The sequence below is a fragment of the Pseudomonas fluorescens group sp. PF-69 genome (assembly GCF_054481235.1).
Genome location: NZ_JBTMNC010000001.1, coordinates 5742912 through 5757097, shown reverse-complemented (window position 1 = coordinate 5757097; position 14186 = coordinate 5742912). Strand labels below are relative to the sequence as shown.

At 60.4% G+C, this 14186-nt stretch carries 8 protein-coding genes; 5 read left to right on the top strand and 3 right to left on the bottom strand.

Annotation, left to right across the window (positions count from 1 at the left end):
- Positions 1–263: 263 nt before the first annotated feature.
- The 3 genes from ACX3YF_RS26840 to ACX3YF_RS26830 form a co-directional block, all read right to left on the bottom strand.
- The gene (locus ACX3YF_RS26840; protein ID WP_288097909.1) at positions 264–1688 is read right to left on the bottom strand and encodes a sigma-54 interaction domain-containing protein; all 1425 of its coding nucleotides are present in this window, start codon (positions 1686–1688) and stop codon (positions 264–266) included.
- Positions 1685–2812, bottom strand: a complete 1128-nt coding sequence (locus tag ACX3YF_RS26835; RefSeq protein ID WP_448646431.1) for a PAS domain-containing protein — start codon at positions 2810–2812, stop codon at positions 1685–1687. Before ACX3YF_RS26835 ends, ACX3YF_RS26840 begins: the two co-directional genes overlap by 4 nt.
- Before the next feature lie 558 nt (positions 2813–3370).
- The gene (locus ACX3YF_RS26830) at positions 3371–4576 is read right to left on the bottom strand and encodes an ISL3 family transposase (protein ID WP_130211659.1); all 1206 of its coding nucleotides are present in this window, start codon (positions 4574–4576) and stop codon (positions 3371–3373) included.
- 317 nt (positions 4577–4893) lie between these two features.
- Here ACX3YF_RS26830 and ACX3YF_RS26825 point away from each other — a divergent pair, with 317 nt between their 5' ends.
- The 5 genes from ACX3YF_RS26825 (at position 4894) to ACX3YF_RS26805 (ending at position 14143) form a co-directional block, all read left to right on the top strand.
- Complete coding sequence (locus ACX3YF_RS26825) at positions 4894–5766, top strand: mechanosensitive ion channel family protein (RefSeq protein ID WP_130208998.1); 873 nt, start codon at positions 4894–4896, stop codon at positions 5764–5766.
- A 68-nt stretch (positions 5767–5834) separates the two neighbouring features.
- Positions 5835–8660 carry an amino acid adenylation domain-containing protein gene (locus ACX3YF_RS26820; protein WP_458974610.1) on the top strand — a complete coding sequence of 942 codons (2826 nt, stop codon included), beginning with the start codon at positions 5835–5837 and terminating at the stop codon, positions 8658–8660.
- Positions 8661–8850: 190 nt separating this feature from the next.
- Positions 8851–11469: an EAL domain-containing protein gene (locus ACX3YF_RS26815; RefSeq protein ID WP_448646433.1), complete on the top strand. Its 2619-nt coding sequence runs from the start codon at positions 8851–8853 to the stop codon at positions 11467–11469.
- A gap of 81 nt (positions 11470–11550) precedes the next feature.
- Positions 11551–11931 carry a RidA family protein gene (locus ACX3YF_RS26810; RefSeq protein WP_458974609.1) on the top strand — a complete coding sequence of 127 codons (381 nt, stop codon included), beginning with the start codon at positions 11551–11553 and terminating at the stop codon, positions 11929–11931.
- A gap of 214 nt (positions 11932–12145) precedes the next feature.
- Positions 12146–14143 (top strand): peptidase U32 family protein, encoded by a 1998-nt coding sequence (locus ACX3YF_RS26805; protein WP_130208992.1) that lies wholly within the window; start codon positions 12146–12148, stop codon positions 14141–14143.
- Positions 14144–14186 lie beyond the last annotated feature (43 nt).

Here is a 14186-nt window from a genome sequence, read left to right as displayed (position 1 = left end):
TTTTCTCCTGACTATCGGCTCGGCTGATGAAAGCCGGCTGTGATGCAACGCCCAACGACGGTGGGTTGCGATAGCAGGAGCACAGGGCGTGCCAGTTATTCAAGTTATTGAAATTAAAGGGTTTTATTGTTTGTTGAGGGCGGCTTGGGGGTAAAAATAACGATGGGTGTAGGCATTTTTGCAGCATTCAGGCGGGAAGCCACATCACCCCCTGCAGGCGTGAGCGTGCACCCACAGGGTTGTGTATGGCGGGAATCAAGGCATCAGTCACGCTGCAATTTGCGAATCAACGTACCGATATCGATACCCAGATGCTGCGCCGCCTTGCGTTTGCTGCCGCACAGTTCCACCGCCTCGAGGATGACCTGGCGTTCGAACTGCTGGACCTGAAGTTTGAGGTTCTGCTCGGCGCTCTGATCGGTGGCGCCCTGAACGACGGCGGGTTTCAGTCGTTGCGCTTGCAGCAGCTCCGCGGGCAAATGATGCTCTTGCGCCTCGTCGTCGGCGAGAACCGCCAGGCGTTCGAAGATGTTGACCAGTTCGCGAATATTGCCCGGGAAGTCATAGCTCATCAGGCGCTTGCGGCAACCGGCCGACAGGCTCAGGGAAGGCTCGCGATCACCGTTGATGCGGCTGAGCAGGATGTCGATGAGAAACGGCAGGTCAGCGCGATGCTGGCGCAGTGGCGGGATTTCAACCGGCAGCACGGCCAGGCGATAGTAAAGATCGGCACGAAATTCACCGGTGCTCACCAGGTGGCGCAGATCCTTGTTGGTGGCCGCGATCACTTGCACTTGCACGGTCTTGCTCAGGGGCGAGCCGACCGATTGAATGGTGCTGTCTTCGAGAAACTTCAGCAACTTGGCCTGTACATGCAAGGGGATCTCGCCGATCTCGTCGAGGAACAGCGTCCCGCCGGAGGCCGCCTCGATGTAGCCTTGCTTGCCTCCTTGCAGCGCACCGGTAAAAGCGCCGCGCTCGTAACCGAACATCTCCGACTCGAACAGGCTCTCGGGAATGCTCCCGCAGTTGACATGAATGAACGGTCGATCACCCCAGCCGGCCGCACGGTGAATATGTCGGGCAATGGCCGTCTTGCCGACGCCGGGCTCGCCCAGGAGCAACAGTCGCGCGCGCCGGCGGAACGCGCGCACGCCGGTGTCGGCGATGCTCGACAGTTGAGGCGAGAGGTGCAGGGCGTTGTCCTGTGGATCGCGCAGGCCTTGCGGTTCCGCCGGTCGATTGCCGAGTGATGCCCGCCGTTGCGGCTGGCTGCCGTCGAAGTCTTTCTGGGTCAGCATCCTGAACGGTTTTTCATAGGCCCCGGTGGGGATGGCATGGGTGCTGCTGAGCAGTACCCGACCTTCCCGGGAACGGGTCAGGGCGCTGTTGCCTCCGCGATTGAGCGCGGCCAGCAAGTCGTCGTAATTCAGGGCCGAGCGCTGGAAGAAATCGCGCTCGGACAACCCGATGGCTTGCTGTTTCGACAAGCGGTTGACCCGCTCGGCGGCGAGGTTGAGAAAACGCACCCGACCTTCGCCGTCAGTGACGATCAGTGCTTCGCTGAAGCTGTCGAGCAAGGCGTGCAGTGCCGGGGTTTCCAGCAAGGCCCCCAGCACTTCACTGCTGGCATTGACCGAAGAACGCATGCCCATCTGCAACAAGGGCGGCAGGTTCGAGTCGTTCATGGATGCAAATCCTGGACGCGACGCCCCTGGCATTCGCGAAACACCGCCACCCGCCACGCCACACCCTCACGGACCAGGATGCGCGAGCAATGCACATTGAAATTGCGGTCGCGCCCATGCCAATCAGGTAGCGGCAGGCTGTGCCAGGTCCGTTCGGGCAAGGCCATGTCCAGCAGCAACTGTGCGATCCCGGCGCCATGGGTGATGCCGAACGTGTCTTCGAACGCTGCATTGCGCCATTGCGGCTGCAGGTGTTCATCGATCACCAGCACGGCGTCGGGCACCGCATCGAACACCCGGCGCAACGCTTCGATGCGCTGCTCGGCGTCGTGCTGCATGCGCAATTCCTGGCTGACGTCGCGAATGCTGCCCCACATCCGCAGCAGTTGCCCGTTGATGATGGTTGCCCGCACATCGTTTTCGACGTAGGCCGGCGAGCCGTCGTGGCGACGGTCCACCGAGAGGGCGCAGTCGACGCTGAACCCGGCCTCGATCAAGCGCCGCACGAATGCTTCGTTGGCCGGGCTGCGAGGCCAGTACAGGCGGACGGGCTGCTGATTGAAATCGACATCCGACGGCATCTCGTAGACATCGGCCATGGCGCGGTTGCACAGGCGCCAGTGGGAGTCGTTTTCAAAGACCTGGCGGACAATTTCGTCCGGGGTATTGTTGATGTTCACCGCTTCGGCGAATTCGATGCACCAGTACGCCACCTTTGCGCTCTGCAGCATCTGACTCATCACTTCGTTGGCGTTGTGCATTTCCCGCAGCCGGTGGCCCAGTGATCCGAGGGGGATTTTCACCAGGTGCAGGCGCGCCGGTTGCATGGTCCGCCATTCCAGCAGGCCACTGGCGATCACGTGCAGCAGGCCGCCATTGTGGCGAATCAAGGTGAGCTCCAGGCTCGGGATGAGTTCGTCGGCAGGCGGGTTGGCGAACAGCGACTGCAAGGCACGCACCGACTCGACGCTGAAAATGCGTTCGATCGGTTGCGCCAGCAGTTCCTCCAGCGCATAGCCCAATTGATTGCTCAGGCTGGCGGACAGGTTGAGCAGTTGCCCGTCGGCGCTGACGGAGCTTGCGAGGGGCTGGGCTTTCTTGGCCAGCAAATTCAGGATATCCATTGATGGATCGGCTCGATATTGGCGTTTGAGTATTTGGATACGGCACATTGCATGCCAATCGAAACGCTTATAAACATTGACGTTCACGAAGGCCTGTCTGGCTGAGTGCTGTGATAATGCAGCAGTTCATGCATATTTACAGCACTTTGCCGGGCCGGACACGCTATCCGATGAATGACCCTGTCGCGGCTGATCGCTGGAGCGGTGAGGGCGATAGCATTTTTCCATCCAGCCGCGTGTTTCCCAGGATGAAATCGGTCTAAAAACGCCGACCCATTCCCTGAGTGCTTTGCTAATCTGAAGTTGTAGGTGAAAACGCAGACTGATGCGCAAGCGGATAGCGAGGAGGCGTGGGGCGCGCTCCGAAGGGTACACGGTTAGAAAGATCTCCGCGCTGAGATCCAGCCCTTATGCCGTGTGAAGCAGGACAGTGTTTAGTTGCATCATGGTTACATGACTGTTCTGTGGGAGGCCTGATAAACCTTGTAAGCCAGAGACCAGCGCTGGCCACCTACTTAACCTTCGAAGCCCGCCTTGAGCGGGCTTTTTAATGGTTCTTCACGGATTACCGGGAAAGACGCTCTTGATCTTCATGAAAAAGAATTCGCTATCCCGGTAACCGTACGCCATCCGCTTAATGACCTTTATTCGATTGTTGATGCCTTCCAATTGGCCCGTATGCATCGGCCAGCGAACACGACTGACGATGCCTCGCCAGTAACCCTTCAGTCGTTTGGCAAACTGGATCAGAGGTGGTATTTGGCTTTCATGAGCGTGGCGCAACCATTGCTGCCAGGCTGATCGCCAGCCCCAAGCGGTGCTCGGTGCCCAAAGCGTTTTGAGTTCAGCCTTCATCAAATAGACCGTCATCAACGCTTGGTTGGCCGCCAGCAGATCCTCCAAACGGACCTGTTGCTCCGGCGTTTTCAGGTTCTGCGGGTTGCGCAGCAACAGCCATCGCGCTTGCTTGATGACCTTTCGGGCAGGCTTGTCATGACGTAGCCGATTAGCTTCATCGACGCGGACTCGATCAATCACCTCTCGGCCATATTTGGCCACCACATGAAAGAGGTCGTAGACCACGCGCGCTTTTGGGCAGTGCTGACGAACCTCCAGGTCAAAGGCGGTGTTCATGTCCATCGCCACCGCTTCGATGCGAGCGCAACCCTCTGGCCCCAGCTCTTCGAAGAATGGCCTGATCGCCGCGCGGCTGCGACCTTCGCCAATCCAAAGCACTCGCCGGGTATCGGCGTCCAGCACGACGCTGGCGTAACGATGACCTTTGAACAGAGCGAATTCATCCATCACCAAGCGCCGTGGCTGCGCCTTTGGCAAAACACTCAACGCCACTTGCAAGGCTCGACGCTCTAGCAACCGAACGCTGTCCCAATGCAGACCGAACAGTTGAGCCACGTGTTTTGTGGGGAGACGCTCGCAGGCTTGAATGACCGCCTCGGCCAGGCGGCGCGTCATGCGGGCATAGCGATCCAGCCAACTGACCGCTTCCATGCGTTTACCACAGTCGCGACACCCAACACGCCGAAGCAAAACGCTGAGGCGCACTGCTCGGCCAAGAATGGGCAGATCGCGGATGACTCGTTGGCAATACTCATGCGTGGTCGAGCACGGTTTTTGGCAGCCGCTACAAGAGGGGAATTGGGTGGCGTGGGGTGTCAGGTCGATCTGTAGCGCATCGCCATCGGGCTTGATGGTGACGACAGAAAAGCCCTCCCAAAAGGGAAGGAAAGTATTAATATCGCGCATAAGAACGCCGGTTTGTTAGATGTGTTTGCTCGCACGAACATCATCAATCAAATCGGCGTTCTTGTTTCTGTGTTTCCCGGGATTCCGTGAAGAACCTTTTTAATGCCATTCACGCCCCTGTAGGAGCGAGCTTGCTCGCGATGGACTCAAATACGCCGCGTTTAACCTGGCCACACGCATCATCGTTAACGACCATCGCTGGCAGGCCGGCTCCTACAGAGCGATGTACCCCCAGGCATAGGTAACGCAATCCGACTGGCAGGGCTCGCCGGCTGTGCTAGCGTCTTGAGGTCAACCCTCATTTGCGAGCTCCCCCCATGGACGAGACTATCGTTGATGTAACCACTGCCAAGTTCAACGCCCTCATCGCTATCGTTCAGGCCTACGGGGCCGCTTTCGCGGTCAAGATTCTCACCGCTATCGCGTTCTGGATCGTCGGGCGCTGGCTGATCGGCTTTGCCGTCCATATGGTGCAAAAGGCCCTGGGCAAGCAGAAGGTCGACCCGACCGTGTTGCGCTATGTGGGCTCGGCGATCACGGTGACGCTGAACATCATCCTGGTGATCGGCATTCTCGGTTACCTCGGCATGCAGACCACCACCTTTGCCGCGCTGCTCGCCGCGGTCGGCCTGGCAATCGGCATGGCCTGGTCGGGGTTGCTGGCCAATCTGGCGGCCGGTGCCTTCATCATTGTCCTGCGCCCGTTCAAGGTGGGCGATTTCATTTGCGCCGGCGGGGTAACTGGCACGGTCACCGAGATCGGCCTGTTCGCCACGGCGATCAATACCCCGGACAACGTGCTGACCCTGGTGGGCAACAACAAGATCTTCAGCGACAACATCCAGAATTTCACCCACAATCCGTTCCGCCGTGTTGAACTCAAGGCACAGCTGTCCGGCGCCGCCGACTGGAAGGCAGCGGCGGCCTTGCTCAAGGAGAAAATCGCGACCATCCCCAACGTGCTCTCCGAGCCGGCGGTGGATGTGGAGATCCTGGAGTTCAATCTGGTAGGGCCAGTGTTGGCGGTGCGTCCTTATTGCCACAATGAATACTATTGGCAGGTGTATTTCGACACCAATCGCACCATCAAGGATGCACTCGGCGAGGCGGGCTTCCCGGCACCGATGCCGGCGCAAACGGTGATTTTCCAGCAGGGCGCTACCTTGCCCGGAGCGCTGGCCAAGGAATGACGGCGTCAGTTCGATTGCGGTCATGGGTACCGGGTCGCAATCGACTTCATGCGGAGCAGGATCAATAAATGCAGGATGTTCGCCCCAACCCAACGCTGACCCTGGAATATTGTGTCGAACGTCCGATATTCATGGACTTCTTGCAGTACGCGAACCGTACACCCGATGCAACCGCTGTCGTCTCCCACGATGCATCGTGCAGTTATCGTCAACTTGAGCGCATAAGCCGGGGCATTGCCGGCTTTCTGATCGAAAAGGGCGCCCGCGAGTCAGACCGGGTGGTCATCGTTTCCAATCGCTGCGCGGGCCTGGTCTACGCCATGCTCGGCGCCTCGCGGGCCGGGTTGACGTTCAGCGTCGCCGACATGGCCTATCCCGCTGCGCGCATCGACCAGATCATTCGCATCCTGCAGCCCTCGTTTGTGTTGCTTTGCGGCGGGGCGACCTTCGATCCTGGGCCTGTACAACCGGGGCAGGGCACTGCTCATCCGCAGGTGGTGCAGATTCCCGAATCGCCTGACGAATCCCTGCAAGCGTTTGCCATCGCTCCCGTGGATTTGCCGGACGTCGACCCGGCTCATCCGGCCTACATCACCTTCACATCGGGCAGTACCGGTGAACCGAAGGGGATTGTCACCCACCATGCGCCGCTGGTTCATTTCATCGAGTGGCATACCCGGCATCACTCGCTATCGGAAAACGATTGCTTTTCCCTGTTGTCCGGACTGGGCCATGACCCCGTCTACAGGGACGTCTTCACGCCGCTGTCCATCGGCGCGAAAGTGGTCATTCCGGCGCAGTCGCTGGTTATCGATCCATCGGCCCTGGCCACATGGCTGCACGAGCATGCCATTTCGGTGATTCACCTGACGCCGCCCCTGGGCAAGCTCATTGAAGCGGGCGCAAAGATCAATGGAACCCGATTCAACGATTTGCGCTATCTGTTTTGGGGTGGCGACGCCCTGAGCGATACCTTGTACAAACAGATGCGCGTCATTGCGCCCGATGCAAAGAGCGTGAACTTCTACGGTACGACGGAAACGCCACAGGCCATGGCGTTTCACCTGCTCGACCCCGCCGCCGACAATTCGCGGATACCGCTGGGCAAAGGCATAGACGGGGCACAACTGCTGGTCGTGAATGACGCCGGTCAGCTGGCCGGCATTGGAGCAGTGGGGGAAATCCTGATTCGCAGCCCCTATCTGTCATTGGGTTACTGGGGCGACGCGGCGAAGACCCGGGATAGTTTTGTGGTCAATCCCTTCACCCGTGTCCCGGATGACATTTGCTACAAGACCGGCGACCTCGGCACGTACCTTCCGGATGGCAGTGTCATGTTTCTGGGGCGCGGTGACAGTCAGGTCAAGATTCGCGGGCACCGAATCGAACTGACTGAAATCGAAGGCGCCATTTCACGCCATCCTCGCATCAAGCAGTGCGTTGTGCTGGCGGCGAATGATCGTTCCAGCGTGAGGCTGGTGGCCTATTGCGTTTCAACCCAGCCTGTTTCGTCGGTTCAATTGCGCGAGCATGTCAGCAAGGCACTTCCCGACTATATGGTGCCGGCGTTGTTCGTGTTTCTGGACGCCATTCCACTGACGCCCAATGGCAAGATCGATAAGCGGGCGCTGACTGCAGCGGGCGCCTCGACGGAAGCGGCGTCCCCGGGCTCGAACCAGAATCTGTCGCCGATCGGGCTCAAGCTGGTGGACGCCTGGTCTGCAATCCTCGAAGTCCCGCATATCGACGCCAACCTGTCGTTCGTGGAGCTGGGCGGCGATTCGCTGTCGTTCGTCCAGGCATCAATGGTCCTCGAGCGGTTGATCGGGCATCTGCCCGAGCGATGGGAAATGCTGCCGGTCCGTGATCTGGGTGAGCTGGCCAATACGGCCAAACCGTCGAGGCTGGCCGTTCGGGCGATGGAAGTACCCGTGTTGCTGCGGGTCATGTCCATCGTGATGATCGTGGTCGGGCATTTTCAACTGTTTAAGGATTGGGCGTTTTTCGGCGAAACGGCCGTGTTGTTCGCCGTGTCCGGTCTCAGCCTGGCGAGGTTCCAGGTTCAAGCCATCAATGAGCGCGGTAACGCCAGCACGCTCCTCAAGTCCATGGCCAGTATCGCGGTGCCCACCGTCCTGTATACGGTGTTGACCCAGGTGCTTTTCGACAGGGTTCACTGGCCGTCAGTGCTGATGATTTCCAACTGGTTTCCACCCAAGGAAATCGGCAACTTCACCTATTGGTACATCGAGGTGCTGTTGCAGATGATCCTGATCATCGGGATCGTGTTGTCGTTCGAGCGCGTCAGGCAAATCATCCTTTCCAATCCGTTCCGTTATTTGCTCATGGCGTCCTGCCTGCTGGCGGTGGCTGACCTGTTGATCAGTGCCTATGTGTTTGACGCTTCCGCGCTCAATAACCGGGTGCCGCAGCACTACCTGGCGATCATGGTGCTCGGCATGGCCATTCACTATGCCGACTCCACCCGGCGCAAATGGATGGCCAGCGCGGTGGCGGTCATTGTGGTGGGCGGGCGAGATTTACTGGAGTTCTACGGGCATGGATTGCCTGCGGTTGGCATGAGCGAATACATCGATGTGGCGGTGCCGGCGGTGCTCGCGGTGATCTGGATCCGCTCGGTGCCCGTGCCAGGACTCATCGCGCGGGGGCTCGCCGCCATCGCGGCGTCAACGCTGTACATCTATCTGACGCACTTCCAGTTCCAGTCCGTGGCCCGTCGCCTCAATGACAGCCCTGTACTGGCCGTGGTGATCGCCATCGTCGGCGGGATCGTGGTCGGTTATGCCTGGAACAAGTTCGTGCGAATCGTGTTGATGCGCTTCAACGGCGCCGAGAAGAAGCGCCGTGCGCAAAAGATTGAACGGGTGGCCTGACGCCAATGTTTTCGTCAGGTCGCCACTTCACGGCTATCCTGATTTCCATGTTCTTGATGCTGTTGCGCTTCGTTAACCGGAATCAACTGTTGCCTGGATGATGGGTCCCTTCTGGCAGGGAAGGGTCTTTCGGCGTTCCACTGGCTTTTCTGGATGAAAAGCGGTGGTTGCACGGATAAATGTGGCAGCGATGAACACAAGGGTCGAACTGGCAAGAGACGAAGCGGCTCCAGGCGTCTTGGTGCAAACACTGGAGCAGGCTATCGACGCCGTGGTGGTCGTGGATGCGCAGGGCCTCGTGGTGTTTTTCAATGCCGCTGCCGAACGCTTTTGGGGCTGTTCGCGCATTGAGGCGCTGGGCGGTAACTTCAGTGCCCTGATTCCCCGGGGGCTTGACCCCAACCCTGACGGTTCTGCCAGCGAGCACGCGGACGGCGGCGTCCATCACCTGGCAGGCAGCAGTCTGGATACGCGGATCGTGCGCCAGGATGGTCAGGAACGCTGGGGCGTGATGTCCGTCTCGACAATCGTCATGCACGATCAGACCCTGCATGCGGTATTCCTCAAGGATGTCACGCACCTGCGCGTGCAAGATCTCGAGCACCGGTTGCTATCGATGTCGATCAACGCCACGCATTCGGCGACGTGCATCGTCGACGCCCATCAACAGCTTATCTACGTGAATGACGGACTGATCCGCTTGCTGGGGTATTCCCGTGAAGAGGTGATCGGGCAGTCACCCTTGCTGTTTTTCGTGCCCGACGCTCGGGCCGAGACGCAAGCGGAGCCGGAGCTGGAAGCCATTCTCTGCGGCCAGCCTCACGAGTTCAGCGCCCTGATCAGCAAACGCAGTGGCCAGCGCCTGTGGGTGCATGTGTCCTCGACACCCGTCTTCGACGCTCAAGACCAGCTCGAACACGTCGTGATCGTGCTGACGGACATTACCCAGTCGAAGTTGCATGAGGTGCTGCAGAACAAAGTCATTGGCGCATTGCTCAAGGAGGAGTCGCTGGAGAGCGTGCTGACGCTGTTGTGCCATGAAATTGAACGCATCGCCCCCGAAGTCATCGTGTCGATCCTGAGTGTCGATCCGCAAGGAATTCTGCATCCCCTGGCCAGCCCCGGCTTGCCGGTCGAGTACTCCAGGGCCATCGAGGGTCTGGCCATCGGCCCCACGACGGGGTCCTGCGGTACCGCCGCCTACCGGGGCGAACCGGTGCTGGTGACCGACATCAACAACGACCCGCTGTGGGCGGACTACAAGCAACTGGCACAACAGTCGGGTTTGCAGGCCTGTTGGTCGATGCCGGTACGCAACGGTTCCGGGCGCATCGCCGCGACCTTTGCCCTGTATTTCCGGGAAAGCCGTGGACCGGACCCCTTGCATGGCCACTTGGTCAAAGCGGGCACGCATCTTTGCATGTTGGCCCTCGAACGCGAGCAAGCCCGCCAATCCATTCGAAAAATGGCCTTTTACGATGGATTGACCGGCCTGCCCAATCGCAGTTATCTGCTCGCCCAGGCGCAACGCACCCTGGGCGAAATGGCGCGAGAGCAGGCGGAGCTGGCCGTGCTGTTCGTCGACCTGGATCGTTTCAAGCAAATCAACGATGCGTTGGGCCATGCCTCGGGTGACGAATTATTGCGCGTCATGGCGCACCGGCTGCGCAGCCTGTTGCGAGAGTCCGACCTGGTCGGGCGTTTGTCCGGCGACGAATTCGTCCTGGTGCTGCCACGCATGAACGCGACGCAGGTCGCGACTTTTCTGGAGCGGATGATGATGCTCCTGAGTCGTCCGATGACGATCGCGGGCATGTCGGTGGTCGTTTCGGCCAGCATTGGCATCAGCCTGTTCCCCGGCGATGGGCGGGACATGGAGAGCCTGCTGCACCGAGCCGACATTGCGATGTATCAGGCCAAGCGCATCGAACGCGGCAGCTTCAGCTTTTTTGTCGAAAAGATGAACCGGATCGCTCAAGACCGATTGGTGCTGGAAACGGCGCTGCGCAACGCCATGGCCACCGGCAACCTCGAGTTGTTCTACCAGCCGCAGATCGACCTCAAGAGTGGCAGGCTGGTGGGTGTCGAGGCGTTGGCACGCTGGGCGCATCCGGCCCTGGGCGACATCTCGCCAAGGCAATTCATACCGCTGGCCGAGGAGTGCGGGCTGATCAATGACCTGAGTCAGTGGGTGCTGCAAGCGGCATGCGAACAACTGGCCGGCTGGCGTCGGCAGGGATTGGCGATTGCGTCGCTTTCGATCAACCTGTCGCCGATCAACTTTCATAACCTCGATCTGGCTGAACTGATTGCCGGCCAATTGCAGCGAAACGGTTTGCAACCCGCCGACTTGTGCGTGGAAGTGACCGAGGGCGTGGTGCTTTCCAACAGTCCTGGCACCTGTAAAACCATCCGCGACCTGCACGCATTGGGGGTGCGGCTGGCCATCGATGATTTCGGCACGGGCTATTCCAGTCTGGGGTATTTGCGGCATCTGCCGATCAGCGAGCTGAAACTGGACAAGAGTTTTGTCGACGACCTGGAGCACGACACGTCTTGCCGGGCCCTGAGCGAGTCGGTCATCGGCATCGGCAAGAGTCTGTCGCTGACCGTGGTGGCCGAAGGCATCGAGTCCTCTGTCCAGCGTGACATCCTCAAGGCCCAAGGGTATGAGGTCGGCCAGGGCAATTTTTTCTCGGTGCCACTGACTGGCCAGGCGTTCGTGCAATTCATTGATTCGGTGAATGCGGGCGCGGCGGCGTGTAACGGGGCAGGGCCCCTCTGCGTGGGGGCGGGGTTTTCGAGCTGATTCAGGGACGGCCTGACGATGGCACTGTAAACTGGCCGCCCGGTTTCGACCGACCCTTTACCCCTCGAGCAAGAGTTTCCCATGGCCAATCAAGACATCATCTTCGTTCCTGACCCCGATGCCGATTCCATCTCCTCCGACGTTGCCGGTTTTGGCGGCCTGCTGGTCTCCACCCAGATCCCTACCCGCGCGGACGGCAGCCTGGAGCTGGGCGACATCACCCTCCAGAGCGAATGCACCCTGCAGGCGCTGAAGGTTGCGCTGGAGCGTGCCGGCAGTTCCATGGACCGGGTTCTGCACCTGACCATCTACCTCACCGACATGGCCGACCGCGCCGCCTTCAACGAGGTTTATCAGCGCTTTTTCGCCAAGCCATGGCCGGTACGCGCCGCCGTTGGCGTGGCCGCCCTGGCGGTCGAAGGCATGCGCGTGGAAGTCACCGCGATGGCCGCCAAGGGCTGAAAACACCCCATGTGGGAGCGAGCCTGCTCGCGATAGCGGTGTGACAGTCAGCACCGTTGACGACTGATAAGCAGCCATCGCGAGCAGGCTCGCTCCCACAAAGAACTCAGGCCAATCCGTTCAGGCAGGCGCCATCGGGCAGCCTGTGGGTGCCGGTCAAGGGTTTCGCCGCTACAATGCGTGCCTTGATCGTGACAGGCCAGACTAAAAACACATGTCCCTACCCAAGCATCACCTCGAATTGCTCAGCCCCGCCCGCGACGTCGCCATCGCCCGCGAGGCCATTTTGCATGGCGCCGACGCCGTGTACCTGGGGGGGCCAAGCTTCGGCGCCCGCCACAATGCCTGCAACGAGGTGAGCGACATCGCCCAATTGGTGGAGTTTGCCCATCGCTACCACGCCCGGGTGTTCACCACCATCAACACCATCCTGCACGACAACGAGCTGGAGCCGGCGCGCAAGCTGATCCACGAACTCTACGATGCCGGGGTCGACGCGTTGATCGTCCAGGACCTGGGCGTGATGGAACTGGATATCCCGCCGATTGAACTGCACGCCAGTACCCAGACCGACATCCGCACCCTGGCGCGGGCGAAGTTCCTCGATCAGGCCGGTTTCTCGCAACTGGTGCTGGCCCGCGAACTGAACCTGCAGGAAATCCGCGCCATCGCCGACGAGACCGACGCGGCGATCGAGTTCTTCATCCACGGCGCGCTGTGCGTGGCCTTCTCCGGCCAGTGCAACATTTCCCACGCGCAGACCGGCCGCAGCGCCAACCGGGGCGACTGCTCCCAGGCCTGCCGTTTGCCGTACACCCTGAAAGACGAAAAGGGCGGGGTGATCGCCTACGAGAAGCACCTACTGTCGATGAAGGACAACAACCAGAGCGCCAACATCCGCGCCCTGGTCGAAGCCGGCGTGCGCTCGTTCAAGATCGAAGGGCGCTACAAGGACATGGGCTATGTGAAGAACATCACCGCCTATTACCGCCAGCGCCTGGACGATGTGCTCGAAGACCGCCCGGACCTGGCCCGCGCCTCCAGCGGCCGCACCGCGCACTTCTTCCTGCCCGATCCGGACAAGACCTTCCACCGCGGCAGCACCGACTACTTCGTCAGCGAACGCAAGATCGACATCGGCGCCTTCGATTCGCCGACCTTCACCGGCCTGCCGGTGGGTGTGGTGGAAAAAGTCGGCAAGCGCGATCTGCTGGTGGTCACCCACGAGCCGCTGTCCAACGGCGACGGCCTCAACGTGCTGGTCAAGCGTGAAGTGGTGGGCTGGCGGACCAACATCGCCGAGCCCAAGGGCGAGTTCGAAGAGGACGGCGAGAAGCGCTACCGCTACCGCGTCGAGCCAAACGAGATGCCCAAAGGCTTGCACCAGTTGCGTCCGAATCACCCGCTCAGCCGCAACCTGGATCACAACTGGGCCCAGGCGCTGCAAAAGACCTCCGCCGAGCGCCGGATCGGCCTTTCGTGGGTCGCGCGACTGCGTGAAGATCGCCTGGAACTGACCGCCACCAGTGAAGAGGGCGTCAGCGCCAGTGTTGCCCTGGACGGACCGTTCGGTGTGGCCAACAAACCGGAACAGGCCCTGGAGCAACTGCACGATCTGCTGGGCCAACTGGGCACCACCGAGTACCACGCCACGGACATCAAGCTGGACGCCCCACAGGCCTGGTTCATCCCCAACTCGCAGCTCAAGGCCTTGCGCCGCGAAGTGATCGAAGCGCTGACCGTGGCGCGCATCGCCGCACACCCACGGGGCGCTCGCAAAGCCGAGACCACTCCACCGCCGGTGTACCCGGAATCGCACCTGTCGTTCCTGGCCAACGTCTACAACCAGAAGGCTCGTGATTTCTATCACCGTCACGGCGTCAAGCTGATCGATGCGGCCTACGAGGCCCACGAAGAGACGGGCGAAGTGCCGGTGATGATCACCAAGCACTGCCTGCGTTTTTCCTTCAACCTCTGCCCGAAACAGGCCAAGGGCGTCACCGGCGTTCGTACCAAGGTCGCGCCGATGCAACTGGTGCACGGTGATGAAGTGCTGACGCTGAAGTTCGACTGCAAACCCTGCGAAATGCACGTGATCGGCAAGATGAAGGGCCACATCCTGGATCTGCCGCAACCGGGCAGCGTTCAGTCAGTGGTCGGCCACATCAGCCCTGAAGACCTGCTCAAGACCATCCCGCGCGCGCCTCACTGAGTGACGGGCGAGCACGACGCCATGGCGTCCTGCTCGCCCCCGA